The sequence below is a fragment of the Gammaproteobacteria bacterium genome (assembly GCA_028817225.1).
Lineage (GTDB): Bacteria > Pseudomonadota > Gammaproteobacteria > Poriferisulfidales > Oxydemutatoraceae > Oxydemutator.
This window is the reverse complement of the sequence record JAPPQC010000014.1, coordinates 21,633-44,382: the sequence shown is the minus strand read 5'-3', so window position 1 is coordinate 44,382 and position 22,750 is coordinate 21,633. Positions and strand designations below refer to the sequence as shown.

Below are 22,750 nucleotides of genomic sequence, written 5' to 3'. Positions count from 1 at the left end.
TACTACGGTTTCAGCCGCCGATTCAAAACTTGCCGTCGCCGCTCAAACGGTAGCCGCCCTTGTCGTTGGCCTTGCCGCGCGACGACAGGTAATCGCGCACGAGGTCCTGGTCGGTTTCAAAGTCAAGTTGGTAGCGGTAACTGCGGTCGGCGGCCAGCGACGCCTCGCCGGCCAGTTGGAACATCTCGCCGCCGCCCCGCACCCGCGCGATGAAGCCGCCGTTTTCATCGGAGGCGATGTCGGCGCTGAAATTCCCGGCGTTGAACAAGTCCGTCGAAAGGTCTTCAATGGCGGCGCGGCCTTGCAGCGCCTGCGGCAGCAGCGCGCCGGGCGCGAAGCGCGCCGTGTCGATTACCAGCCGCACACTGGCGCTCAGCGGCAGCGTCACCACGCCAAGCGGCAGCGGCTGGCGGTCAAGTTTGGCCTCAACAACGCCGCCGGCCAGCGACACCGCGCGCGGCGGCGACCAACTCGCCACCGTCTCGGCGCGCAGCGGGCCGGCGTCGGCGTTCAAACACCATGCAAGCGGATTCGGAAAGCCGGGGCACCAGCGCCACGCGACATCGGCGCGCGCCGGAAAGCCGGGCGGCGGACTGAACGCAAGACCGGCGCGCCCCTCAACCAGATTGCCGCGCACCTGCTGAAGCCCGATAACGGGCGGCGCGCCGAAACGATCCACGGCAAAGCGCACCGGCATCGTCAGCACGAGGCACACGGCCAGCGTCAACGCCGCGAGCAACAGATAAAGAAAGCGTCTCACCCAGGCCATCGTTCAGCACTCAAACCATGGCGCTGCCATGCCGGGCGGCTCTTTGGCACATCCTACACAGGCCATGGTTCACCACCCAAACCATGCCGCGGCCAACAGACACCGACGAATTGCGACACACCCAAACGCATCATTCAACGCTCAAACCACGCCTTCGCCGACACCTGTCCCTTGTCGGCGGTTTCAATGTGCAGGCGCTGCAACAGGTGGCCGTCGTTGACGCGCCCCTCAATCCAGCGCATCACGGTCTTGCCGTCGGCGGGGGGAAAACTGACCTCAATCTGTTTCGTGCCTTCCTCCTGGTCAATCACGCCGAGTTTCGCCTTAAGCCCGTTTTTCTTCAGACTGTCGGCCAGAATGTCGCGCAGTTTTCCGGGCGGAATGCCGGCCAGGCGCGCGCCGCGCATCGAGGCCTGCATGCCGGTGATTTTCTGCGCCCGCTTTTGCAGCCACAGGTGGTCGCGCTCGGCGGCGGCAAACCGCTGCATCGCCTCGTCGTGGCGCGCGCGCAGCGGCTGGTACAGCAGCAGATGAATCAAAAACACCACAACGGCGGTCAGCAGGCCGGCAATCATCACCCGCTCGCGCATCGTGCGCTGCTCCCACAAGTTTGCCAGCGGCGCCAACGGGTTCGTCACAGCGGCTTCACCTGAAAGCGCACGCGCTTGCGGTCTTCCTGGTCGGGCAGGTCGTTGTGGGTGGCCTGCGCCCCGGGAAGTTTCTCGAACAGGCGCTTGAGTTGCTGCGGGTCGCCGGCGATACTGACTTCCAGCAAAATCTCCTGCTGCTTGAAGTCGAGCAAATCCACGCGGCAACTCTTGCAGTTTGACAGCGGCTGCTCCATCCGCGCGACCAAATCCCACACATTGCTGTCGCTTTTGGCGCGGTGTTCCTCCAGTTGTTTCAGGCGGCGTTCCACCTGCGCGCGCAGATCAATCAGTTCGCTGTCAATCGCGAGCGACTCGAACAGGCGCCCGGTGTTTTGTGCAAACTCGCCGGCGCGCGCGTCAAGCCAGCGCGTCTCGATGGTCAGCGCGCCGAGGTGGGCGCCGAACAGCACCAGCGCCAGCGCCGCGGCCCAGCGCCACGGGCGCACCCAGGTGGAGGCGGTGCTGCCGGGCGCGTAGTCGCCCTGCAACAGGTTGATGGCGGCGCCGACATCGGCGCTTGTCATGATCTGGTCAAGCGGGCCGGGCAGCGGGCGGGCGCGCTCGCGCCACGCGGCGGGCAGCGTCTCGGTGTCGGCGCTGTTGCAATACACATCAAAGCGGTCGGCGCGGCCATGCAACGACGCGAGCGACGCAATCCATTCAAGGCTGCCGGCCATGCCGGAGTGTTCGTCGGCGCGGTACAGGCAGCGCCCGTTTTCGTACCAGATGGTGCGGCGCTCCGGCTCCAGCGGCAGCGCGCAGACATCGGGCAATATCACGCGCGCCTCGACGCCGGCGTCGGCCAGCAGCGCCAGCCATTCGTCCATGCGGCGGCGCGCGACGGCGGCCACCGGAACGCCGTCGTCGTGCATCTCGCCCAGCGCGAAGTGCAGCATTTCAATGGATTCAATGAAGGCGTCCTCCAGCGCGTAGGGAACGGTCTGGCGCCACAACTTCTTGCGCCCCGGCGGCAATTTCGGGCGCTCGAAGACCAGCATCTCGGTCGGCACCCAGACCACGCCGCGCGCGGTGCGGACGCCGTCGGGGGCCGGCAGTTCAAGCAGTTTGGAATCCGGTGTGATTTTCCACATGATGGGCCTGGGTTCGGGCAAGGGTTCGGAAAAACCGTGCGGTTCAGAATACCACAATTCCGGCGGCGGGCGCCGTGTTATCCCTCGTCAAGGTCGTCTTCCTCGTCTTCGTCGTCGTCCTCGCCGGATTCGGCGGCGGGCGCGGAAGCGGCAAGGCAGCGCCCGCCGTCAAACACGGTGAGGTCGTCGTAGGGGTTGTCGCCGAAATGCCGCTGCAACACATACACGCGGTAGGGCGCGTCGGTGTTGTCGCGGTAGAGCAGGCTGTTGACCGTCAACTCGACATCGCCGAAACGCACCGCGACGACGAGGCCGAAAAAGCGGCTTTGTATCGTCAGGTATTCGTCCACCCAGTCGAGCAGGTGCTCCTGTTTGTCCTCGCGCGGGCGCAGCAGCGGCTTGAGCACGCCGGCAATCTCGTTTTGCGCGGTAACCGGCTCTTCCCGAAGGCGTGTTTTCAACTGGCGCGCGGTGTCGGGTTCCAGGTACGGCAGCGTCGCCAGCACCTCCTCGTCGGCGGTGTTGATGTTGATCTTGCTGCTCCTGCCGATGATGCGCACCGGCAGCGCGACAAACCGGCTCTGCAATGAGGACAGCGACGCCGGCGTCAGGTCCTCAAAGCCCTTCACCCAGTGCAGTTCGCGCGGCAGCACCGCCGGCGCGTTGGCGGCGTGGTAGCCGAACCGTTTCAGCGAATACTCGGCGTCCTCGGCGCCGTTGGCGCGGAAGGTGTCGTCGTCGTCGAGCCAGTCGAGCAGCGAATCCATCAGCGTGGCGACTTCCACATCGGTGTCGTCGTCGGGGGCGGTGTCGGCGAACGCCTCGAAGAACTTCCTGAAACGCCGCGCGTGCCACTGGCCGGGGTTGGCGGGGTTGCTTGCGTCGTGCCTTTTCTCGTCTTCGGGCGGCGCTTTCAGCCGCTCGACGGCGCGCAGGTTGTTCAGGTTCAGCAGGCCGTGCAGGTCGTAGATGCACGACGAGATCTCGACATCTTTCAGCGTTTCCAGCGGCGGCACGCCCGACGCGATGCTCCACGGCTTCGACCAGGGTTCGCCGTCGTCTTCGGCCTCTTCCTCCTCTTCGGCGCTTTCGGTTCTGGCGTAATAGTCCACCGCGGCGGCGCCGTCTTCAACGCGGTCTTCCTGCAGCGTCAGCAGCGCGCGCGACTCGACGGTCAGCGCCAGCAGGATGGCCTGTTCCTTTTTCAGGATGCGCGAGGTGCGCTGAATGTCGAGGTTCTGGCTGTAGAGCAGCCACGAGGCGGTGGCCGACACCGCGGCGACGACAATCATCACGCTCAGCAGCGCGACGCCGCGCGAGCGGTTCACTGGCGCTGCTCCAGCCACGGATACACATCCTGCAGGCCCGGAAAGCGGCGCACGAACGACACGGTTTCACCGGCGTCGCCCCTTTCCAGTTCCAGCGTGACCTCGACCGATTGCGGCAGCATCTCAAGCCGCGCGGCGGTGTTTTTGCCGTAGATGTCGCTGGTCCACTGCGGCTGGATGTCGAACAGGATGACATTGTCGAGCAGCAAACTCTCCACCGGCGCGCTGTCCTGCGCCCGGTCGAGCACCGGCCACGCCAGCCGGAACAGCCGGTTGTCGCTGTCGGTGCAGTAAGCGACGCGCTGAATGCCGGCGCGCAGCAGGCGCCCCGGCGGCAGGCCGGCGCGGGTGAAGACCGCCTCGCAGGTATAGACATCGGCGCCGCCCTCGACCAGCGGCGGTTCATCGTTGAAGGCGGGCAGGCGGTCGGAGCCGAAGGCCGGGCGCACCGGGCGGCGCACGACATTCATGAAGTCTTCCAGCATCAGCGTCATCACCAGTTGCACATCGCTCAGTTCGGTGGCGCTTTCCTCGACTTTCTCCTGCATCGTCATCGAGGTCTGCAAGCCCTGGAAGGTCATCGCCGATATCAGCGCGAAAATGGACATCGCAATCAGCACCTCAAGCAGCGTGAAGCCGCGGGCGCGGGTGCGCGGCGCCGTCATTGCCCGAAGATCGCCTGCAAGGTCGCCGACGGCGCCGCGCCGCGCCCGCGCGACGCGCCCGGCGAGTACACATCCACGACGACGATGGCAAGGCGTCTTGACGGCGAGTCGGCGTCGTCTTCGGTTGCGGTCTCGCGCCGTTCTTTCCTTTGCAGCGACCACTGCCAGGTGCGCCCGCCCTGGTCTTCGGAGCCTTCGGTTGTCAGCGAGGCCGCGCCGCCTTCGGCGGCGGCGCGTTGTTCGTTGTAGTGGTCGGTCATCACATTCCAGGCGGTGAGATGCCCCAGGTAGCGTTCGTGCAGCCGCACCTGGGTGTCGGAAAACACATTGAGCGCGTCGAGCGAGGCACCGAGCGCGATTGCCAGCACGGCGACGGCAATCAGCACTTCAATCAGCGTAAAGCCGGCGGCGCGGCGGCGGGCACGGCACGGCGTCTCAATCGGCGTAAAACCGGCGGCGCGGCGGCGGGTGCAACGCGGCGTCTCAATCAGCGTAAAGCCGCTGTCGCGGCGGCGGGTGCGGCGCGGTGTCACTGCAGTTCTTCCGCGGCGCGGTTGCCGATGGTGACGCGCCCGGTGGCGGTCCAGCCGAACATCGCCTGGCGTTCGCGGTCCACCAGAATATGCAGCAGGCCGCCGGGCTGCCACAGGCCGGTCGGCTGAAACCGCACCCACGGGTCGGCGGTGGCCTTGTCCGCTTCGTCCGCTTCCTGCGATTCGTCGTCGTCGGTGTCGTCGTATGTATCGGCGTCGGGCAGCGCGCCGTCGTCTTCGTCTCCGCCGAGCAGCGACAAATCCACACCCTCGTCCAGGCCCGACGACATCTGCAAACTCCAGTTGTTCGGAACCCGGATGTCGCCGAAACGGTCGGCCCGCGCCCACGCCGATTCTTTCAGATGCACCGCCACCAGCCTGCGCGCGCCGTCGTCCCAGCGCAGCCCGTAGGGCACGCCGGTCAGGACGGCCTCGGCGGAGAGGTTGTTCATCAGGCTGACGATGCGGCGGCCCGTCTCCTGCGCCTTGCCGCGCTCGCCGACCGAAACCGACAGCAGCGTCGCCGAAACGACGACCGCGATGATGACGGTTACAACAATGATCTCAATCAGCGTGAAACCGGATGAAGAAGCGCCCGCGCCGCGGACGGCTTTATCCATCCAGGTTCCAGTTGCCGACATCGCGGTCCAGCCCGGAGCCGCCCTCCAGCCCGTCCATGCCGTAACTGTAGATGTCAAAACGACCGTGCGAACCGGGGCTGCGGTACTGGTAGTCCCGGTTCCACGGATCCTTCGGCAGTTTGTCGAGGTAGTCTCCGGAAACGAGGTCTTGCAGGCCCGTCGGGTAGTCGAAGTGATCCAGGCGGTACATGTTGATGGCGTTGGTCAGCGTCCGCACATCCTGCTTGGCGCGAACCTGGCGCGCCAGGTCGGGGCGCTCCATGATGGAGGGCACCACCAGCGCCGCCAGAATGCCGAGAATGACGACGACGACCATGATCTCAATCAAGGTGAAGCCGCGTTGGCTGTTGTTTTTCGGGTTGTTGTTTTTCCGCTTCATGTTCATCACACCAGTTGGTTCATCTGGATAATCGGCACCAGCACCGCCATCACAATCAGCAGCACGATGCCGCCCATTATTATAACCAATAGCGGCTCGAACATTTTGAGGCCGGCGTCCACCAGCGTGCGTATCCTGTGGTCGTAGTAGTCGGCGACCTTGACCAGCATGTTGTCCAGCGTGCCGCTGGATTCGCCGCTGCTGACCATGTGAATCAGGAACGGCGGGAAGCGCTTGCCCTTCAGCAGGGCCTGGTGCAGGGCGTCGCCCTCGCGCACCCGCTCGGCGACATCGTGGAGGTTGCGGCGCAGCGCGAGGTTGCCGACGCGCTCGGCGGCGATGCGCAGCGATTCCATGATGGGCACGCCGCTGCCGAGCAGCACGCCGAGGCTGCGCGCCCAGCCGGCGATGTTGCCGACCACCAGCCAGTAGCCGAAGCGCGGCACCCGCAGCAGAAAACGGTGCCAGCGTTCGCGCGCGTCGGGGTTGCGAAGTATCAGCAGGAAAATCGTCAGGCCGCCGACAAAAAAGACGAGCAGGTAGATGCCGTAGTTTTGCAGCCACTCGCTGAGAGCGATGAGGCTCGCCGTCAGCGGCGGCAGTTCCTGGTTCATCTGCACGAAGACGCGGGTTACCTGCGGCACGACATTGACCAGCAGCAGGATGATGACGGCGGTCGCCACTGTCAGCATCAGCATCGGGTAGATCAGCGCCGTCATCAGCGACTGGCGTGCCTGCCCCGACTGCTCGACCTCGTCGGCGAGGCGTTCCAGCACCTGCGACAGGTGGCCGGTTTCCTCGCCCGCCGACACGGTGGCGATGTAGTCGGACGGAAACGCGGCGGGCGCGTTTTGCAGCGCGTAGGCGAGCGTGCGGCCTTCGGTCAGGTGGCTGCGTATCGCCGACACCAGCCGCTTGACCTGCACATTCTCGGCCTGCTCCGCCATCAGGCGCAGGCAGGCTTCAAGCGGCATGCCGGAACCGAGCAGCGTCGCCAACTGGCGCGTCATCAGCATCAGGTCGCCGCGCCCGAGGCGGCGGCGAAACTGAAACAGCGTGCGCGCGGCGCCGACCGACGAGACTTCTATCGGCGTCAGGCTCTGCTCGCGCAGTTGCTGGCGCAGGTGGCGTTCGGAGTCGGCCTCAAGCACGCCCTTGCGGGTTTTGCCGTCGCTGTCGTAGGCCAGATAGTTGTATGCCTGCATTTCAGGACAAGTATAGCAAGGCCGGCGCGGGCCGCGCGGCTTTTGTCAGCACTCCGTCAGTGCAGCGTAACGGCGAGGACTTCGTCGAGCGAAGTGTCGCCGGAGAAGGCGTATTGCAGGCCGAGGGTTCTGAGATTGGGCTGGGTCTTGCGGATGTGGCGCTCCATCGCCAGTTCGGTTTTACCGTCGTGCACCATCTGCCGCAGCGTGTCGTCCACCGTGACGAAATCAAACAGGCCAAAGCGCCCGCGGTAGCCGGTGTGGTGGCACGCCTCGCAGCCCTTGGGGCGATAGACCGACTTGCCCTTGAAGGTTTCCGGGTCCACATCCCAGAATTTGAGTTCATCAAGGTCGGGCTTGAACGGCTCGCGGCAGTCGGGGCACAGTTTTCTGACCAGGCGCTGCGCCAGCGCGCCCTGCAGCGTCGCCGTCAGCAGAAACGGCTCAACGCCCATGTCGCACAGCCGGGTCAGCGCGCCGAGCGCGGTGTTGGTGTGCAGCGTGGAAAGCACCAGGTGGCCGGTGAGACTGGCCTGCACGGCGATGTCGGCGGTCTCGCTGTCGCGGATTTCGCCGATCAGGACGACATCGGGGTCCTGGCGCAGAATCGCCCGCAGGCCGCGCGCAAAGGTCATGCCGGCCTTGGTGTTGACCTGCGTCTGGCTGATGCCCTCAAAGTCGTATTCTATCGGGTCCTCGATGGTCATGATGTTGCGCTCGCGGCGGTCCACTTCGGCAAGCGCCGCATACAGCGTTGTCGTCTTGCCGGAGCCGGTCGGGCCGGTTACGAGAACGATGCCGTGCGGGCGGTTGACCATGCTGTGGAAGCGCTTTTGCAGTTCCTGTTCCATGCCGAGTTGCGACAGTTGCATCTGCTCGGTCTGCTTGTCGAGTATCCGCAGCACCACGCGCTCGCCGTAACTTGAAGGCAGCGTCGAGACGCGCAAATCCACGCTGCGCCCGCCGAGGCGCACGGTGATTCTGCCGTCCTGCGGCAGGCGTTTCTCGGCGATATCAAGGCGCGCCAGCACCTTGACCCGCGACACCAGCAGCGGCGCCAGTTTCACCGACGAAGTGAGCATCGTGCGCAGCACGCCGTTCAGGCGAAAGCGGATGTGCAGTTCGCGTTCGTACGGCTCGATGTGGATGTCGGAGGATTTCTCGCGTATCGCCTCGAAGAAGATGGCGTTGAGCATCTTGATGACGGGCGCGTCGTCCTCGCTTTTGAGCAGGTCTTCCGGCTCCTCGAAAGCGGCGGCCACTTCGTCCATGCCCATCACATGGTCTTCCACATCGCTGACAAACGACAGGCCGCCGCTCTGGTTGGCGTAGGTTTTCTGCAGGCCCTGATCAAACTCGCCGCTTTCCAGCATGCGCAGCGAAAACTCGCGGTTGAACATGCGGCGCACTTCCTGCAGCGCGCTCATTGAAACATCGGAACGGCAGAACAGCATCAGCACGCCCTCGTCGCCCTCGCCGACATACAGGCCGTGCTTTTGCGCGAACCCGAACGGCAGCCGCGCCCCCCTCACTTCGGCCATTACTGGAAGATCCTCGCCTTGGCAATCAGGAAATGCAGGCCGCGGAAATCCAGGATGACGCCGTCGCCGGTAATCTCGCTGACCATCAAGTCCTCGTTGACATACTGCCCCTCGCGCAGCGCGGCGCCGTTGATGATGACCTTGTTGGCCTGCGGGCGCACATTTGAATACAGATGGCCGGTTACCGAGAAGGCCGGAATGCGACGGCGCGTGTCGGGCGGCAGGCTGTCAAAATCAACCGGCGCGGCGGGTGTCAGCAGCGCGGCGGACGGCGGCGCGGCGGGTGCGGCGGCAGGCGCAGCGGCGGGCGGCGGGGCGGCGGGCGTCAGCAAAGTTGCGGCAGGTGCTGTGGCGGCAGGCGCAGCAGCGGGCGGCGGGGCGGCGGTGCGCGGCGGATTCAGCGGCGACAGCGCGGCGGCGGGTGCTGCCATGGCGGGCTGCGGGGCGGCGGTGCGCGATGGTCTCAGCGACGACGGCGGGGCAGCGGGCGTTGCGACAGGTGCGGCGGCAGCGGGCGGTGCAACGGCACGCGGCGGGGCGGCGGCACGCGGCGGCTTCAGCGGCGCCAGCCCGGCGGCGGGCGGCGGCGGCGCGACATATCCAAGCGGTTCGGGAAACTTCGCGCGCCCGTCCTGTACTGCGGGCACATTGTCCAGCGGTGAGAATTCGTGCACTTGCACTGTTTTGTACACTGGCTTGTTCGGCGCGTTGTTCAGCCCGTTGTTCAATGCGTTGTGCGGCGCGGCGGCTTGACGGCGCGCATCACCGGATGAAGCCGGCATCCAGTCAGAAAACGGCATTGAAGACCATTGTTCATCCATCCACGCCAGCGTTCGCTGGCCGCCGGCGGACGGCAGAAACCACGCGCTGGCGGCCAGCAGCAGGCCGGTGATGACAACGGTCTTCATCAGCGTGCGCCTGCGGGCGGCGGGCGCGGGCACCGGTTCAACATGCGCCGACAGCAAATCCGGCAACTGCTCGCTTCGGCGCTTGTGCTCGACCTTTTTCAGCGCGGACAGAATATACGACATCGGTTTATCCCAACCTTGAGCGGCACGACAACACATCGTCGCGCAGAAGCGGCGCCTTGCCGGTCAGCGAATTAATCCGGATCAGCGTTTCCTTGCCGACCAGGCCGTCCACGAAAAGCCCGCAGTGGCGCTGGAAATTCCGGATGCGGTTTTCCAGCGCGGGCGAGTACACCGTTGAATGTTGCAGCAGCGAGCGGTCGCCGGTCAGCGTCGCCATCCGCTGCGCGACCCAGCGCACCGTGTCGTTCTTGTCGCCGGGGTAGAGCGTGTTCAGATAGCCCGCCGGGCGGCGCCACAGCAAGGTGTATTCGCCGGTCCACACCTCGTCCAGTTCGTGGCGCGCGACATCCACGCCGCCGCCGGCGACATGGAGCCGCACCAGGCCGCTCGCGGTAAAACCTTCCAGCACCGCGTAGAAGGGGTGGCCGTCGCGTCTTGCGACCATCTTCAGCAACGCCGGGCGGTTGGCGCGTTCAATGCTGCCGAGACTGCCGCGGCGGTGCCAGCAGTCCAGCCCGTGGCGCACCGCATACTCGCACGGTGATTCGGCCAACTCGCGCGGCAACTCAATGTTCCAGAAACCGAACAGTGTGTGGTACGGGGCGTTGTCCGGTGCGCCGCCCGGGGCGCGCCCGCCCACATCGTCACGCCAGTCGGCGGGCGGCGGCGGCGCGGAAGTCGGCGGCGTTGCACGCGGCAGCGTGCGCGGCGCGCCGGCGGACTGCTGCAACAGCAAGGTGTGGGCAACAGCGGGCACAACATCAAGCGCCGGCGGCGGCGTGACCTGCGTGACCGGCGGCGGCGCTTCGGCGAGTTGGGTTTCGTTGTCCAACCCGGCGCCCTGGATGGCATCTTTGATTGCGGCGCCCTGCGCGTGCGTCGGCGCGGCGTCGCCGGGCGGCGCGGAACGCAGGCCGCCGTAAAACCAGACGCTTGCGGCCAGCAGCGCAAGACCGGCGACGGCCACCCCCGCGCGCGCCGGTGCGCCCGCGACTGCGCCCGCAAGCGCACCCACCGGTGCGCCGATGGACACGCCGGCAAATGCGCGGCGGGCCGCATTGCGCGTTCCCTTGCCCGACACACCGCCCAGCACTTCGCGCGCCGCCTGTTCAAGAATGCGCGTATCCACCCGGTGCTTGTTTTCGGAAAAGCAGCCCAGCAGGGCGCGGTCGCAAATCAGGTTGATCAGGCGCGGAATGCCGCCGCTGCGTTTCGCAAGGCGCAGCAGCGCGCCGTCGCTGAACAGCGCCGAACTGCCGCCGACAATGTCGAGGCGGTGGGCGATGTAGGCGCGCACTTCGGCGGCGTTGAGCGAGGTCAGGTGAAAGCGCGCGGTGATGCGCTGGCGCAGTTGGCGCAGGCCGGGGCTGTCTATCTTGTCGAGCAGTTCGGGCTGGCCTATCAGGATGATTTGCAGCAGTTTGCTTTCGTCGGTTTCCAGGTTGGTCAGCAGGCGCAGTTGTTCCAGCAATGCCGGTTCAAGGTTTTGCGCCTCTTCAACGATGAGCACCGCGCGCTCGCCGCGCTCGTGCAGTTCCAGCAGATGGCGGTTCAGCGCATCCACCATGCGCTTGAGGCCGCAGCCCGCTTCGTAGGCAACGCCGAATTCGTCGCAGACGGATTCAATCAGGTCGCTCTCGGTCAGGCGCGGGTTCAGGACAACGGCCAGATGAACGCTGTCCGGAATCTGGCTGGCGAGGCAACGCCAAACAGTGGTCTTGCCGGTGCCGACTTCGCCGGTCAACAGAATAAAACCGCCGTTTTCCTGCAAGCCGTACTGCAGGTGCGCCAACGCCTCGCGGTGGCGCTCGCTCAAGTACAGAAATCGCGGGTTGGGCGAAATCGTAAACGGCGCTTCCGAGAAGTTGAAATAGGATTGATACATGACCGCTCCGCCGGCGGCGGTTACCGCGGGTTGTCGTCGTAACGACGGGTTCTGGACTTGCGCTTTTTGCGGGGCTTGCGCTTGCGTTCAGCCGGCTTTTCTTGTTCAAGAACCGGCAGCAGCATGGACCTTTCCTCTTCGACCAGAAGGCTGTCCACTGTTTTCAGGTTTTCCAGTTGGTCGAGGCGCAGTTGCACATAGCGGCTGACCGCCTCCTCATTGGCCTTGTCCGGCTCGCGGAAAATCGTCGGGCGGATGAACACCATCAGGTTGGTTTTGTCGCGGTTGCTTGCGCGGCCCTTGAAAAGATGGCCGAGCAACGGGATGTCGCCCAGAAACGGCACCTTGTTTTTGGTGTCGCTGCGCTGCTCCTCGATGAGGCCGCCGAGGATGACCACTTCCTTGTCATTGACGACGACATCGGTCTCAATCTCACGCCTGAAGACCGGGTCATCGGTGGTGTCCTGGTTGCCGGGAGAGTCCTCGACCCTCTTGACCGTCTGCTTGATTTCAAGGCGCACGACATCACCTTTCGTGATTTGCGGCGTGACTTCAAGCACCGTGTCCACATTGCGCCGTTCGACAGTGGCCCTGACAGTGCCGCCCTGGTCAATGACATTGCCGAAATCAAAAGACCGTTCACTGCCTATCGAGATGGTCGCCTGTTCATTGTTCAGCGTCATCACCGACGGCGTTGACAGAATGTTGGTGTTTTCATCGGTTCTGAGGGCCTGTATAAACAAGCCGATGCTGAGGTTGTCAACTCTGCCGCCCAGAAAAGTGCGCGCCTGCGGAGTGCCGATGAAATCAAACGCGGTGAAAAGACCCCTCAAATCGGCAACCGCGCCAGCGCCGCCGCCGGGAAAGGGAACGGGGGTGGCGTCGCCATCCCCGGTGACTCTCGCACCGCTCAACTGTGTCTGCACCCGCGCCGCCTTGGTCAGCGTAATCTCCGCGATAATCGCCTCAATAAACACCTGCGGGCGCGGCACATCCAGTTCCTTCACGACGCTTTCAATCGCCTGCACAATGTTGGAAGGGCCGCTGACTATCAGGACATTGGTCGCCGGGTCGGCCTGCACTGTGTAGCGCTTGTTGTCGTCGTCATCATCATCGTCGTCATCGTCATCATCGTCGTCGTCGTCGTCATCATCGTCATCATCCTTCTTGTCGTCGTCCTTCTTGGCCGTGGTGTCGCCCACATCGGCGCCCTCCTGCGCCAGGTCGAGGAATTGTTCGGTCAGCAGGCCCTTGAGGATTTCCTTCATCGCCTCGGCGTCGGCGTAGTTCAGGTGCAGCACCCGCACGACGCCGCGGCCGCTGTCGGCGGTGGACGGCTGCGTGTCCAGTTCGGCAATCAGCGTGCGCAGCGCGAGGCGCAGTTCGGGCGGGCCTATCAGCACAATCCGGTTGGTGCGGGGGTCGGCGACAATCTCCACCAGGTGCTTGGTCTGCTGGTTGCGCGCGCGCTGCACCAGATTGACGAGGTCCTTGGCCTTGCTCTCCTGCAAGTCAATGATTTCATAATCGCCGACGGTCTCGCGGTCGAGCGCGGCGATGATGGCCTTGACCCGCGCCAGGTTGGCCTCCAGTTCGGTGACGATGACGCTGTTGGTCTCCTTGTGCACCGTCACCTGCGCCTCGCCGGTCATCAGCGGGCGCACCATCGGCACGACGCCGGCGGCGTTCAGGTGGTTAATCTTCAGGATTTCGGTGGTCAGGCCCTCCGGCACATCAAGCGGCGAGAAACGCGCGGCGGCGTTGGCCGGCACGACGCGGGTCAGGCCGTTGCCGGCATCCACGGTGCGAAAGCCGTGCATGCCGAGCACCGTCAGCAGGATGTCATAGACGGCGTCGTCCGGCACCTCGGACGCCGCGACGATGGTCACCTTGCCCTTGACGCGCGGGTCCACCAGGAAGTTGCGCCCGGTGAGTTCGGACACGCTCTCGATAATCTGGCGAATATCCACATCGCGGAAATTAAGCGTGGCCGCCTCAATCACGGGCGGCTGCCACCACAGCGCGAGCGCCAGCAGCGCGGCGCCCGCCAGCCGGCGCCATGACGGCGCGGCGCGCGGGTGCGCGGGCGGCTTATCTGCCGAGTTCAAGCGTGACATTTTGCAGTGTTCCGTTTCGCACCAGTTCCAGGCGGACTTTGCCGCCCTGGAGCAGGGGCCTCCATGCGCCCGGATTCTTTCGGTAATGGTCAACATTCTTGCCGTTGACTCTGATGACGATGTCTCCGGGTATCAGGCCCATATTGTAAAGCATGCTTTCGTTTTCACTGCGGCGCGCGGAAATCTTCATGCCGCGCCCGTAGCGCGAGGTGTCGGTCGCCTCGAACTTGAGCATTTGCGCCAGTTGCAGCGGCTGTTCGCGTATCAATTTCTGGACATAGCCGCGGGAAATGCCGGTCGGGCCGGCGCCGACGATCATGCCGTCTTCCTGCTTCGCCTGGAACAGGTTGGTCTTTTTCATCGCGAGCACTTCCTCGCTCTCGCCGCGCAGCAGGATGACATGGCTTTGCGCGAGTTTGCCGAGGACGACGCCGTCGGTGATTTCATCGCCGACGCGGAAATTCTCCATCTTGCCGCGGTTGACCGAGATCATCGCGACCCCTTCGTCGCCGACGCCGAACACGCCCATCAACTGCGCGTTGATTTTTGCCGCCACCGCCTTCTTCTTCGGCGCCTCGCGCACGACAAACCAGTCCCACGAGGCCGCTTTCGGCGCGCGCGCCGCCGCCTTGCCGGCCTTCGGCGCGGCGATGTCGAGGGCGGCGGCGACGCGGTCGGGGTAATACAGTTTCCAGAACAGGCCCGACAGCGCGTAAAAGCAAAACGGCAGCAGCACGACCGCCGCCACAACGCCGAGGCCGCGGTTCAGGTTTTCGGCGGCGGCGCCGGACAGGCCCGAAGACAATCCACCCAGGGTAAGGTCGGCCATGCCACCCGCCTAGCCGCTCGGCTGCTTTGCGGGCGCCGGTTTTGCGGCGTCGGGCCGGAAACCGAGACTGGCGAGCACCTGGTCAATCTGTTGCAGTTTAAGCTGCCGCCGGCGCGCCTTCTTCTCGTCGCCGCCCTCTCTCGCGTCTTCCACGGCCTTTTCAAACATGTCTCTTGCCCGGCTCAACCTCTCAATCGCCCCTACCCTGTCTCCCACATGCGCCAGCATCATGCCGTGGGCCTTGAGCAAAGCTCTGGAGTGCGGCTGGAGGCTGTCCCACAGATTGAACACTTCCCTTGCCTGCGCATGCCTGCCCGAATACAGGTAGGACGCGCCCAGATTCTGCATAATCTCTATGCGCCAGGGGTAGTCGGTGCGCAATTTCTCGAAATGGTGGACGGCTTTCGAATAGTTTGACTGCTTGGCATAGTAAGTGGCCGGGAAAATATGCAGATAGGTGCGCATCGGGTTTCTTTCAAACGCCATTCTGCCGTACTTGTCCATTGCCTTGTACCTGCCGAGGCTCATCGAGGCCGACGCCACGCGGTAATAAGACTCCGACTTGTACCACTGATAGTGCATGAAAGACAAAAAGGCCACCGCCACGCCAACCACCGCAATAAAAGAAATCCTGTAAACCTGGGCCGGCATCCGCAGCGTGTACATGTCCCGGTCCTCGTCGTTCAAGGTGTTGGAGACGACGACAATCAGGGCCAGATAAAACAGGAACATCGCTATTGTCACAGGCTGCTGGAGAGGAAAACTGAAGGCGGCGTTGGCGCTGATACCCAGGATGCTGATGGCCGCCGCAATGCCGAACATGCGGTTGTCATCCGAAATTCCGCGGCTTGACGCAACGCGGCCTATCGTCCGCAAGATGATGAAGATCAACATCAGCATCATGATGGCGCCGACAAGGCCGAGTTCGCACAGAAATTCAACATAATCGTTGTGTGCATTGATGTGGTACAAGTTGGCGGTTAGCATATGGTCCACTTCAACTGCAATCTGATAGGCCGGGTAGTACACCATCCAGTTGCCGATGCCCGTTCCCAACAGCCAGTGATCCTTGAACATTGCAAGCGAGTTGAGCCACATGGTGTAGCGCTGATTCCGGCTGCCTTCGAACCCCCCCAGGGCGGCCTTCAGCGTCCCGGCAAATGATTCCGCCTTGGTCGTCCCCGCCGACGGATTGACTCTTGAATCAATGCCAAGAGTCCCGTCGCTGAGCATACCCGGATGCATGTTGACAAGCGCAAAGAGAAAGACAAACGAGGCGATAAACGCATAAGTCTTGTTGCGGTCCCAATGCGGTTTGTAGCCGTGCCTGAATTTGAAGTAAAGGAAAAATCCCGCCAGCAGCACCACTTCGGCGATGAAGGAAACCCACGAGGCGCGGGTGCGCCCGTAAAACAGGTAAGCGATGATGAAAGAACCGCTGAACGCGTACAGCCACGGCGCAATCTTGTGGCGGGTGTTCAGAAGAAAACACAACCCCAGCGGCGCCACCAGCACGAGGTATTCGCCCGCCATGTTCTTGTTGCCAAAGGTGGCCGCCGGTGCCTGGTGCTGCTGCACCCAGTCCACCGCCAGCAGGTACTGGCCCACTCCGAGCAGCGAAACGGCAAGACCGCCCAGATAGAAGCACAGCAGAACGGGGAAAAACGTGCGGCTGTCTCGAATCAGCAGCAGGGAAAGCACAAAGATGCAAAGCGCGGCGCCCCAGTCGAGGATTTTCACCCAGGCTTCGTAGAAATTGTGCGCCCACAGCAGCGAAAGCAGCATCCACAGATACAGCGCGAACACCACCCATATCATCGGAGTGCGCGGCATATAAAGCGCATTGTGCCCGCGCTGAAGATAGTGGAACAGATAAACCAGAATGAACGCCAGGCCGCCCACCTGCAGGTAACCGGCCATGTGGAGATCGGGATTGAAACCGTTGACCGTCTGACCGTAGGGCGCGACGATTGCAGTCAAACCAAAAAAGATCCCGAACGCCCAGCAATAGGGAATGCTGGCATCGTTCAGCAGCGCGCGGACATTGACGGCATGCGATGCCGTCCCGTTGTTTTGCCCATTGTTTTGCCCATTGTCTTGCGTGTTGTTTTGCGCCGGACGCGGGCGGCGGCCGGCGGCGGCCGATTCTTCAACCGGACGGCTTTCGTTCGGCGAGCCGCTGGATGCGGCCGCGACTGCGGCGGCAGCCGGTTTCTGCGGCCCTCTTTTGCGTCCTTTGCCGGACTTTCTCTTTGATTTTGATGCCATTGTCTGTCAGTGCAATGTTTGGCCTGAAAGGCCCATTATAAGCGATATATAATACAACAATGCCCCTGTTGAATATCACCTTCTGGCTGCTGGTCGGCTTCATTGCCGGCTGGTCGCTGCACGCCTTGCAGGGCGCGGGAAAAGAGCCTGTGGCGCAGCAGGCCCCGGCTGAAAAGCCCCCGGCGGCGGCCATCGCGGAAAATGGTGAAAATACCCCGGCGGCGGACGCCGACCCCTTCCGGACGCACCTGGCGCGCGGCGAGGTGCGCGAGGCGCTGCTGATTTACCGGGAAACCCGCCGCAAGACCCCCGCCCGGGCGGAAAAAATGCGCAAAACGCTGCTCGACCGGGCGCGGCAACTGATGGCGCGCAAAAAACCGGACGAGGCCGGGCAACTGCTCGCGCAATACCTTGAAGGCGACAGTTACGACCCCGATGCGCTGCTGCTGCGGGCGCGGCTCGACGCAAGCCGGGGCCGCTACGCAAGGGCGCTCGAAAACGCGCTTGATGCGAAAATCTACGACCGCGACAACACGCTCGCCGAAACGGCGGACCAGGTGATTGAACAAACCACCGAAACCTGGCGCCGCCGGCTGACCGCGAAAAAGCAATGGCGCAAACTGGGCGAACTCTACCACCTGCTGATTGAGAAAAACGGCGACCGGCCCGAGTACTATTACGCGCTCGCCGGCGCCCAGTACCGCTCAGGGCGCTACGACGAGGGGCTTGGCAACCTCAACCGGATACTGCACGACCCGGAATGGGGCGGCAAGGCGCGCAAACTCTCGCAACTGGTCGAGCAGTTGACGCGGCTCGGGGAAGGCGCCCCGATTGAAATGGCGCGCAGAGGCAACAACTTCCTGGTCAAGGTCAGCGTCAACGAGCGCACCGCCGACCTGGTGCTCGACACCGGCGCCTCCATCTCCATCCTGCGGCAGGAATTCGCCAAAGCCATCGGCCTGTCCACCAAAGGCGGCGAACAGGCCCGCTTCAACGCCGTCGGCAGCCAGGTGGATGTGACGATTGTTCCGACCAGAAGTTTCAGCGTCGGCGACATCACTTTCAACGACATGCCGGTCGGAATCGCCGAAATGCCGGAAACCTTCGCCGCAGACGGCCTCCTCGGCATGGACTTCCTCGGCAACTTCGAATTCTCAATCGACCAGGACAACGAAGTCCTGAACCTGAAGGCACCGTAAACCCGACGCTCAGGAACGGGTCAGCTTGATGGGGGCGCCGCTGTCAGAATCCAGTGACACCATCCTGCCCATCACACCGTCCCCGCCATTCCGGGAAGCGCCAGCGTCACCTGTCTCGGCGTGCCGGGCGCGCACAGGCCGGAAACCGTCACGCCAAGCAGCCGCACCGGGCGCGCGCCGGCCTCGGTTTTCTGCAGCAGCCCCGACAACAGGCGCAGCATCTCTTTGAGGCCGGTCAACGGATGGTCCAGCGTATGGCTGCGGGTAATCTGGGTGAAATCGGCGTACTTGACCTTGAGCGTGACCGTGCGCCCGCTCAGTTTGCGCGAGGCCAGAATACGCGCCACTTCGAGTGCGCGGTGTTTGACTTCATCCGCGATCTCGCCGGCGTCGCGCAGGTCGTTTTCAAAAGTGGTTTCAGAACCGACGGACTTGCGCGGACGCCCGGCAACCACCGCCCGGCAATCCACGCCGCGCGCCGCCTGATAATAATAATATCCCGCGCTGCCGAAGACACCGACCAGTTCATCCAGCGGGCGCCGTCTCAAGTCGGCGCCGGTGACAATGCCGAGTTTCTCCATCTTCGCGCGGGTGACCCTGCCGATGCCGTGGAACTTGCCCACCGGCAAACTCCCGGCAAACTGCCCGCTCCGCTGTGCCGGCACCACATAAAACCCGTCCGGCTTGTCCATGTCGGAGGCGATTTTGGCGAGGAATTTGTTGCAGGCAATGCCGGCTGAAACCGTGAGCCGCGTGGTCTCCAGCACGCGCCGCTTGATTTCGCGGGCAAGAGCGGAAGCGGCCTTGATGTCGGTCGCGCTTTCACTGACATCGAGATACGCCTCGTCAAGCGAGAGCATTTCGACAAGGCTGGTGTACTGCTCGAAGATTGCGCGGATTTGCGCCGACACCCGCCGATAGACCTCAAATCGCGGCTTGATAAAAACCGCGGCGGGACACAGCCGCGCCGCGCGCGCCGAAGACATCGCCGAGCGTATCCCGTAGCGACGCGCTTCGTAACTGCATGTCGCAACCACTCCGCGTTTGTCCGGCAAACCGCCGACGATGACGGGCCTGCCGGCATACTCGGGAAAATCGCGCTGCTCAACCGCGGCGAAAAACGCATCCATGTCAAAATGAATAATGCGCCTGTCGCCGGCATGTCCGGCGCCCGAAAACGGGAAGCCGCCGGCAAAATCCCGGCGGCCCCCCAAACCAAAGTCAGCGGGCCTGTTCACAAAGCCCACTGTAACATCAATTTCCGGGCGCAACCAACCGGGCATTGGACAGCGGTTTGATAATCAATAAGATTCCGATATGACGGCAAACAAACCCTTGATTGACATCTGCTTCAATTTCACGCATCGGGCGTTTCGGGAGGATGAGCGGGAGGTGTTGCGGCGGGCGGTGGATGGCGGGGTGGTGGCGATGGTTGTGCCCGGTTCCGGGGTGGCCGACAGTGCCGAAGCGCTGGCGTTGGCGAAGCGGTATCCGGAGTTGCTCTACGCCGGCGCCGGCGTGCATCCGCACCATGCGCGCGAGTGGGACGACGACGCCGGCGACGAACTGAGGCGGCTGGCGGCGGACGACAAGGTGGTCGCCATCGGCGAGACCGGGCTGGACTACTGCCGCGACTTCTCGCCGCGCGACCTGCAACGCGCCGTTTTTGAGCGGCAGATTCTTCTGGCGGCGGAAACCCGCCTGCCGCTGTTCATGCACCAGCGCGACGCCCACGACGACTTTCTCGCCGTGCTGGCGCCGCTTCGGGAGCGGGTCGGCAACGCCGTCGTGCATTGCTTCACCGGCGACCGGGCGATGCTGGCGGACTACCTCGACCTCGGCCTGTTCATCGGCGTCACCGGCTGGATTTGCGATGAGCGGCGCGGCCACGCGCTGCGCGACGCCGTCGCCCACATCCCCGACGACCGCCTGATGATAGAAACCGACGCGCCCTACCTGGCGCCGCGCACCCTGCGCCCGGCGCCGCGCGGACGCCGCAACGAACCCGCTTTCCTCGCGCACATCGCAAGGGAAATCGCCGCCTGCCGCAACACTTCGTTCGCGTCGCTGTGCCGGACGGTCACCGCCAACACCCGCCGCTTTTACGGCATTGACTGATATAATCAGACGAACGGAGTTGAACATGACCCATCCCGTGCAAACAACCATCGAGAACAAAATCGCAAGGCGCCTGAGCCCCGACTACTTCGAGGTCGTCAACGAAAGCGACCGCCACAATGTTCCGCCCGGCTCGGAATCCCACTTCAAAATCGTCGTGGTCTCAAGCCGCTTTGAGAACCGCCGGCTGATTGACAGACACCGCGCGCTCAACGAGTTGCTGGCCGAAGAACTGGCCGGCGGCGTCCACGCTTTGGCGCTGCACACGCTGACGCCGGAGGAATGGCGCCGGCGTCACGGCGAGATTCCGGCGTCGCCGCCGTGCCGCGGCGGCGACGGACGCGCCACCTGATTCAGTAACGCACAATCCGCAACGACACCTCCGCAGGCGCGGCAACGGCGCGCCGCCTGATTCAATAACAGACAGTCCGCAACAGCATTCCCGCAGGCGTGCCGGCGCCGCGCCGCGCCGGACGCGCCGCCTGATTCAGTAACGCACAATCCGCAGCTGCTCGCCGCCGTCGCGGTAGATGTCGCCTTCGTGCAGCCTGAAACGCCGCCGGCTGCGGTCGGCGAAATACAATTCCAGCGCCTCCCTGACCACCGTAAAGGCGATGGTGTCCCACGGAATGTCCGCCTCGCCGCAAAGACCGGCTTCCAGCGTTTCATGGCCGGGCTTGAAACGCCCCTCATCAAGGCTTCCGCGGTAGAGAATATAAACCTGGTCCGCATGCTTCAGGTTGTACATCGTGTGCAGGCTCAGGTCGCCGCTTCGGGCGCCCGCCTCCTCCCACGCCTCGCGCGCGGCGGCCTCGACAACCGACTCGCCGTTCTCCATGAACCCCGCCGGCACCGTCCACAAACCGGCGCGCGGCTCAATCGCGCGCTTGCACAGCAGGATTTTGTCCTCCCACTCAAGAATGCAGCCGGCGACAATCTTGGGATTCTCGTAGAAAATCGTGCCGCAATGCGCGCAAACCCTGCGCGGCGTCGTGTCTCCGGGGGGGATTTTTATGTTGAGGTCTGAAGATCCGCAGTGGCTGCAGAACTTCACGCCGAAGCGCTCCCGGATTCGGGCCGCTCTTCGGACTGCTTGTTCCACGGCATCTTCGACAGCAGAATGGAAAAGCCGCAGAAGTTGGTCACCGCCGCAAACATCAACCCGAGGCCGATGAAACCCGACAGCAGAAAAAAACCGGGGTGTGCCACGGCGCCCAGCACCACGCCCAGCAGCACCAGCAGCCCGGCGCCGAAACGGGTCTGGCGTTCCAGCGACCACATCTGCTTCGGGCCGATTTCAACCGGGTAGCCGCGCTCCATCCACGCCCTCATGCCGCCCTCGACGACCACCGGCGAATACCCGCCGAGCCGCTCGAGCATGCGGCAGAATTCACCGGCGCGCCCGCCGCCGCCGCACATCGCGTACACCTCGCGCTCCCTGTCGAGCAGCGGCGCGTAATGGTCGAAATGCGTAATCGGCGTGAACTGCGCCTGCGTAATCCTGGCCGAAAGATATTCCTGCGAAGACCGGACATCAACCAGCTGGACTTCGCCGCTGTCGTCCATGATCTTCTTCAATTCTTCAACGCTTATTTTTTTCATGTTTTATTCTCCTCTGGCGGTGGGTCTTTGCGGCGAGGCGATCCATTCGCTCCACGACCCCACATAGAGCCGCGAGCCGGGCAGGCCGGCAACCTCCATCGCCAGCAGATTGTGGCATGCGGTCACGCCCGAGCCGCAGGAATGTATCGTCACCGGTTTTTGCAGCGCCAGGTATTGCCGCCGCAGTTGTTCCGGCGGCAGAAAGCAGCCGTTGTCGCCGAGATTGCGCATCAGCGGATGATTGACCGAGTTCGGGATGTGGCCGCCGACGGAATCCACCGTCTCACGCTCGCCGGAGAAACGCTCCGGCGGGCGCGCGTCAATCACGACCGAATCGTCGTCGTCCATCCGGCGCGCGACCTCGTCGGTTGTCATCCACATCGCATCGTTGGCGGCGCCGCGAAAAACGGCCCGCGCCGGTTGCGGTATCTCGTCGGTCACCGGGCGCCCCTCCTCAAGCCACTTGCCGAAGCAGCCGTCGAGCAGCGCCGCGGCATCGTGCCCCAGCCAGCGCAGCGTCCACCAGATGCGCGCGGCGACGGAGCCGACGCCGTCGTCATACACAACCACCTGCGAATCCGGGCCGACGCCCCACGCCGACAAACGCTCGCACAATGCGCCGGGGTCGGGCAGCGGGTGGCGGCCATCGCCGGGGCCTGGCGGCGACGACCAGTCGGCGTCGAGGTCGGCGTAAATCGCGCCCGGGATGTGCTTCTTCAGGTAACCCTCGCGGCCCACTTTGGGGCGGGTCACATCAAAGCGGCAGTCAAACACGACCCACTTCGGATCGTCGAGGTGGCGCGCCAGTGTCTCCGTTGAAACCAGTGTCTTGTGCATACGGCGATTATATCACCGCGGCCCGGCCCGAAACCGCGGCGGCACGCAAACGGCGGCGCCGG

Annotated in this window: 22 protein-coding genes; 3 read left to right on the top strand and 19 right to left on the bottom strand. The window is 64.0% G+C overall.

All coding sequences use genetic code 11. From position 1 onward, the window contains the following. Positions 1-22: 22 nt before the first annotated feature. From gspN to OXU50_01900, 15 genes are all read right to left on the bottom strand, one after another. Positions 23-769 carry a type II secretion system protein N gene (gene gspN, locus OXU50_01970; GenBank protein MDD9868650.1) on the bottom strand — a complete coding sequence of 249 codons (747 nt, stop codon included), beginning with the start codon at positions 767-769 and terminating at the stop codon, positions 23-25. Positions 770-903: 134 nt separating this feature from the next. Next, positions 904-1,407: a type II secretion system protein GspM gene (gene gspM, locus OXU50_01965; protein ID MDD9868649.1), complete on the bottom strand. Its 504-nt coding sequence runs from the start codon at positions 1,405-1,407 to the stop codon at positions 904-906. Further along, positions 1,404-2,510: a type II secretion system protein GspL gene (gspL, locus tag OXU50_01960; GenBank protein ID MDD9868648.1), complete on the bottom strand. Its 1,107-nt coding sequence runs from the start codon at positions 2,508-2,510 to the stop codon at positions 1,404-1,406. Before gspL ends, gspM begins: the two co-directional genes overlap by 4 nt. A 77-nt stretch (positions 2,511-2,587) precedes the next feature. After that, positions 2,588-3,838 carry a type II secretion system minor pseudopilin GspK gene (gene gspK / locus OXU50_01955; protein ID MDD9868647.1) on the bottom strand — a complete coding sequence of 417 codons (1,251 nt, stop codon included), beginning with the start codon at positions 3,836-3,838 and terminating at the stop codon, positions 2,588-2,590. After that, positions 3,835-4,503 carry a type II secretion system minor pseudopilin GspJ gene (gspJ, locus tag OXU50_01950; protein ID MDD9868646.1) on the bottom strand — a complete coding sequence of 223 codons (669 nt, stop codon included), beginning with the start codon at positions 4,501-4,503 and terminating at the stop codon, positions 3,835-3,837. Before gspJ ends, gspK begins: the two co-directional genes overlap by 4 nt. Then, positions 4,500-5,036, bottom strand: coding sequence for a type II secretion system minor pseudopilin GspI (gene gspI, locus OXU50_01945; GenBank protein ID MDD9868645.1), 537 nt, complete (start codon positions 5,034-5,036; stop codon positions 4,500-4,502). The genes gspJ and gspI overlap by 4 nt, the downstream gene beginning before the upstream one ends. Beyond that, complete coding sequence (locus tag OXU50_01940; protein MDD9868644.1) at positions 5,033-5,656, bottom strand: prepilin-type N-terminal cleavage/methylation domain-containing protein; 624 nt, start codon at positions 5,654-5,656, stop codon at positions 5,033-5,035. Before OXU50_01940 ends, gspI begins: the two co-directional genes overlap by 4 nt. After that, entirely contained in the window at positions 5,649-6,056 is a 408-nt protein-coding gene (gene gspG, locus OXU50_01935; protein ID MDD9868643.1) for a type II secretion system major pseudopilin GspG, read from the bottom strand. Before gspG ends, OXU50_01940 begins: the two co-directional genes overlap by 8 nt. Positions 6,057-6,061: 5 nt before the next feature. Continuing rightward, on the bottom strand, positions 6,062-7,261 hold the full coding sequence (gene gspF / locus OXU50_01930) for a type II secretion system inner membrane protein GspF (GenBank protein ID MDD9868642.1): 1,200 nt from the start codon (positions 7,259-7,261) through the stop codon (positions 6,062-6,064). A 56-nt stretch (positions 7,262-7,317) separates the two neighbouring features. Then, entirely contained in the window at positions 7,318-8,802 is a 1,485-nt protein-coding gene (gspE, locus tag OXU50_01925; protein MDD9868641.1) for a type II secretion system ATPase GspE, read from the bottom strand. Continuing rightward, complete coding sequence (locus OXU50_01920; protein ID MDD9868640.1) at positions 8,802-9,833, bottom strand: general secretion pathway protein GspB; 1,032 nt, start codon at positions 9,831-9,833, stop codon at positions 8,802-8,804. The genes gspE and OXU50_01920 overlap by 1 nt, the downstream gene beginning before the upstream one ends. A 4-nt stretch (positions 9,834-9,837) precedes the next feature. Then, entirely contained in the window at positions 9,838-11,718 is a 1,881-nt protein-coding gene (locus tag OXU50_01915; GenBank protein ID MDD9868639.1) for an AAA family ATPase, read from the bottom strand. Between the two features lie 20 nt (positions 11,719-11,738). After that, positions 11,739-13,835, bottom strand: a complete 2,097-nt coding sequence (gene gspD / locus OXU50_01910) for a type II secretion system secretin GspD (protein MDD9868638.1) — start codon at positions 13,833-13,835, stop codon at positions 11,739-11,741. Further along, entirely contained in the window at positions 13,810-14,664 is an 855-nt protein-coding gene (locus tag OXU50_01905; GenBank protein ID MDD9868637.1) for a hypothetical protein, read from the bottom strand. The genes gspD and OXU50_01905 overlap by 26 nt, the downstream gene beginning before the upstream one ends. 9 nt (positions 14,665-14,673) lie before the next feature. Beyond that, the gene (locus tag OXU50_01900; GenBank protein ID MDD9868636.1) at positions 14,674-16,932 is read right to left on the bottom strand and encodes an O-antigen ligase family protein; all 2,259 of its coding nucleotides are present in this window, start codon (positions 16,930-16,932) and stop codon (positions 14,674-14,676) included. Positions 16,933-16,991: 59 nt separating this feature from the next. On the opposite strand from OXU50_01900, the gene OXU50_01895 reads away from it, so the two are divergent. After that, complete coding sequence (locus tag OXU50_01895; protein ID MDD9868635.1) at positions 16,992-18,131, top strand: aspartyl protease family protein; 1,140 nt, start codon at positions 16,992-16,994, stop codon at positions 18,129-18,131. Between the two features lie 71 nt (positions 18,132-18,202). Here the strand turns inward: OXU50_01895 and dinB are convergent, their stop codons facing one another. Beyond that, positions 18,203-19,276, bottom strand: a complete 1,074-nt coding sequence (dinB, locus tag OXU50_01890; protein ID MDD9868634.1) for a DNA polymerase IV — start codon at positions 19,274-19,276, stop codon at positions 18,203-18,205. A gap of 172 nt (positions 19,277-19,448) precedes the next feature. Here dinB and OXU50_01885 point away from each other — a divergent pair, with 172 nt between their 5' ends. Both OXU50_01885 and OXU50_01880 read left to right on the top strand, forming a co-directional pair. After that, on the top strand, positions 19,449-20,249 hold the full coding sequence (locus tag OXU50_01885) for a TatD family hydrolase (protein ID MDD9868633.1): 801 nt from the start codon (positions 19,449-19,451) through the stop codon (positions 20,247-20,249). Between the two features lie 25 nt (positions 20,250-20,274). Further along, positions 20,275-20,601: a BolA/IbaG family iron-sulfur metabolism protein gene (locus OXU50_01880; protein ID MDD9868632.1), complete on the top strand. Its 327-nt coding sequence runs from the start codon at positions 20,275-20,277 to the stop codon at positions 20,599-20,601. Between the two features lie 135 nt (positions 20,602-20,736). Here the strand turns inward: OXU50_01880 and OXU50_01875 are convergent, their stop codons facing one another. The 3 genes from OXU50_01875 to OXU50_01865 are packed head-to-tail and all read right to left on the bottom strand — an operon-like array spanning position 20,737 to position 22,688. After that, the gene (locus tag OXU50_01875) at positions 20,737-21,303 is read right to left on the bottom strand and encodes an NUDIX hydrolase (GenBank protein MDD9868631.1); all 567 of its coding nucleotides are present in this window, start codon (positions 21,301-21,303) and stop codon (positions 20,737-20,739) included. Continuing rightward, complete coding sequence (locus tag OXU50_01870; protein ID MDD9868630.1) at positions 21,300-21,851, bottom strand: rhodanese-like domain-containing protein; 552 nt, start codon at positions 21,849-21,851, stop codon at positions 21,300-21,302. Before OXU50_01870 ends, OXU50_01875 begins: the two co-directional genes overlap by 4 nt. 3 nt (positions 21,852-21,854) lie before the next feature. Continuing rightward, a complete protein-coding gene (locus tag OXU50_01865) occupies positions 21,855-22,688 on the bottom strand; it encodes a sulfurtransferase (GenBank protein MDD9868629.1) in 834 nt (277 codons plus the stop codon). Positions 22,689-22,750: the final 62 nt, after the last annotated feature.

What these genes read in the sequence shown, in the direction of transcription:
- OXU50_01940 (MDD9868644.1), bottom strand. Translation starts at nt 5,656, where the DNA reads ATGGATAAAGCCGTCCGCGGCGCGGGCGCTTCTTCATCCGGTTTCACG.
- gspL (MDD9868648.1), bottom strand. Translation starts at nt 2,510, where the DNA reads ATGTGGAAAATCACACCGGATTCCAAACTGCTTGAACTGCCGGCCCCC.
- OXU50_01920 (MDD9868640.1), bottom strand. Translation starts at nt 9,833, where the DNA reads ATGTCGTATATTCTGTCCGCGCTGAAAAAGGTCGAGCACAAGCGCCGA.
- gspN (MDD9868650.1), bottom strand. Translation starts at nt 769, where the DNA reads ATGGCCTGGGTGAGACGCTTTCTTTATCTGTTGCTCGCGGCGTTGACG.
- OXU50_01895 (MDD9868635.1), top strand. Translation starts at nt 16,992, where the DNA reads ATGCCCCTGTTGAATATCACCTTCTGGCTGCTGGTCGGCTTCATTGCC.
- gspG (MDD9868643.1), bottom strand. Translation starts at nt 6,056, where the DNA reads ATGAAGCGGAAAAACAACAACCCGAAAAACAACAGCCAACGCGGCTTC.
- gspE (MDD9868641.1), bottom strand. Translation starts at nt 8,802, where the DNA reads ATGGCCGAAGTGAGGGGGGCGCGGCTGCCGTTCGGGTTCGCGCAAAAG.
- OXU50_01885 (MDD9868633.1), top strand. Translation starts at nt 19,449, where the DNA reads ATGACGGCAAACAAACCCTTGATTGACATCTGCTTCAATTTCACGCAT.
- OXU50_01905 (MDD9868637.1), bottom strand. Translation starts at nt 14,664, where the DNA reads ATGGCCGACCTTACCCTGGGTGGATTGTCTTCGGGCCTGTCCGGCGCC.
- OXU50_01865 (MDD9868629.1), bottom strand. Translation starts at nt 22,688, where the DNA reads ATGCACAAGACACTGGTTTCAACGGAGACACTGGCGCGCCACCTCGAC.
- gspJ (MDD9868646.1), bottom strand. Translation starts at nt 4,503, where the DNA reads ATGACGGCGCCGCGCACCCGCGCCCGCGGCTTCACGCTGCTTGAGGTG.
- OXU50_01870 (MDD9868630.1), bottom strand. Translation starts at nt 21,851, where the DNA reads ATGAAAAAAATAAGCGTTGAAGAATTGAAGAAGATCATGGACGACAGC.
- OXU50_01915 (MDD9868639.1), bottom strand. Translation starts at nt 11,718, where the DNA reads ATGTATCAATCCTATTTCAACTTCTCGGAAGCGCCGTTTACGATTTCG.
- OXU50_01880 (MDD9868632.1), top strand. Translation starts at nt 20,275, where the DNA reads ATGACCCATCCCGTGCAAACAACCATCGAGAACAAAATCGCAAGGCGC.
- gspF (MDD9868642.1), bottom strand. Translation starts at nt 7,261, where the DNA reads ATGCAGGCATACAACTATCTGGCCTACGACAGCGACGGCAAAACCCGC.
- gspD (MDD9868638.1), bottom strand. Translation starts at nt 13,835, where the DNA reads ATGTCACGCTTGAACTCGGCAGATAAGCCGCCCGCGCACCCGCGCGCC.
- OXU50_01900 (MDD9868636.1), bottom strand. Translation starts at nt 16,932, where the DNA reads ATGGCATCAAAATCAAAGAGAAAGTCCGGCAAAGGACGCAAAAGAGGG.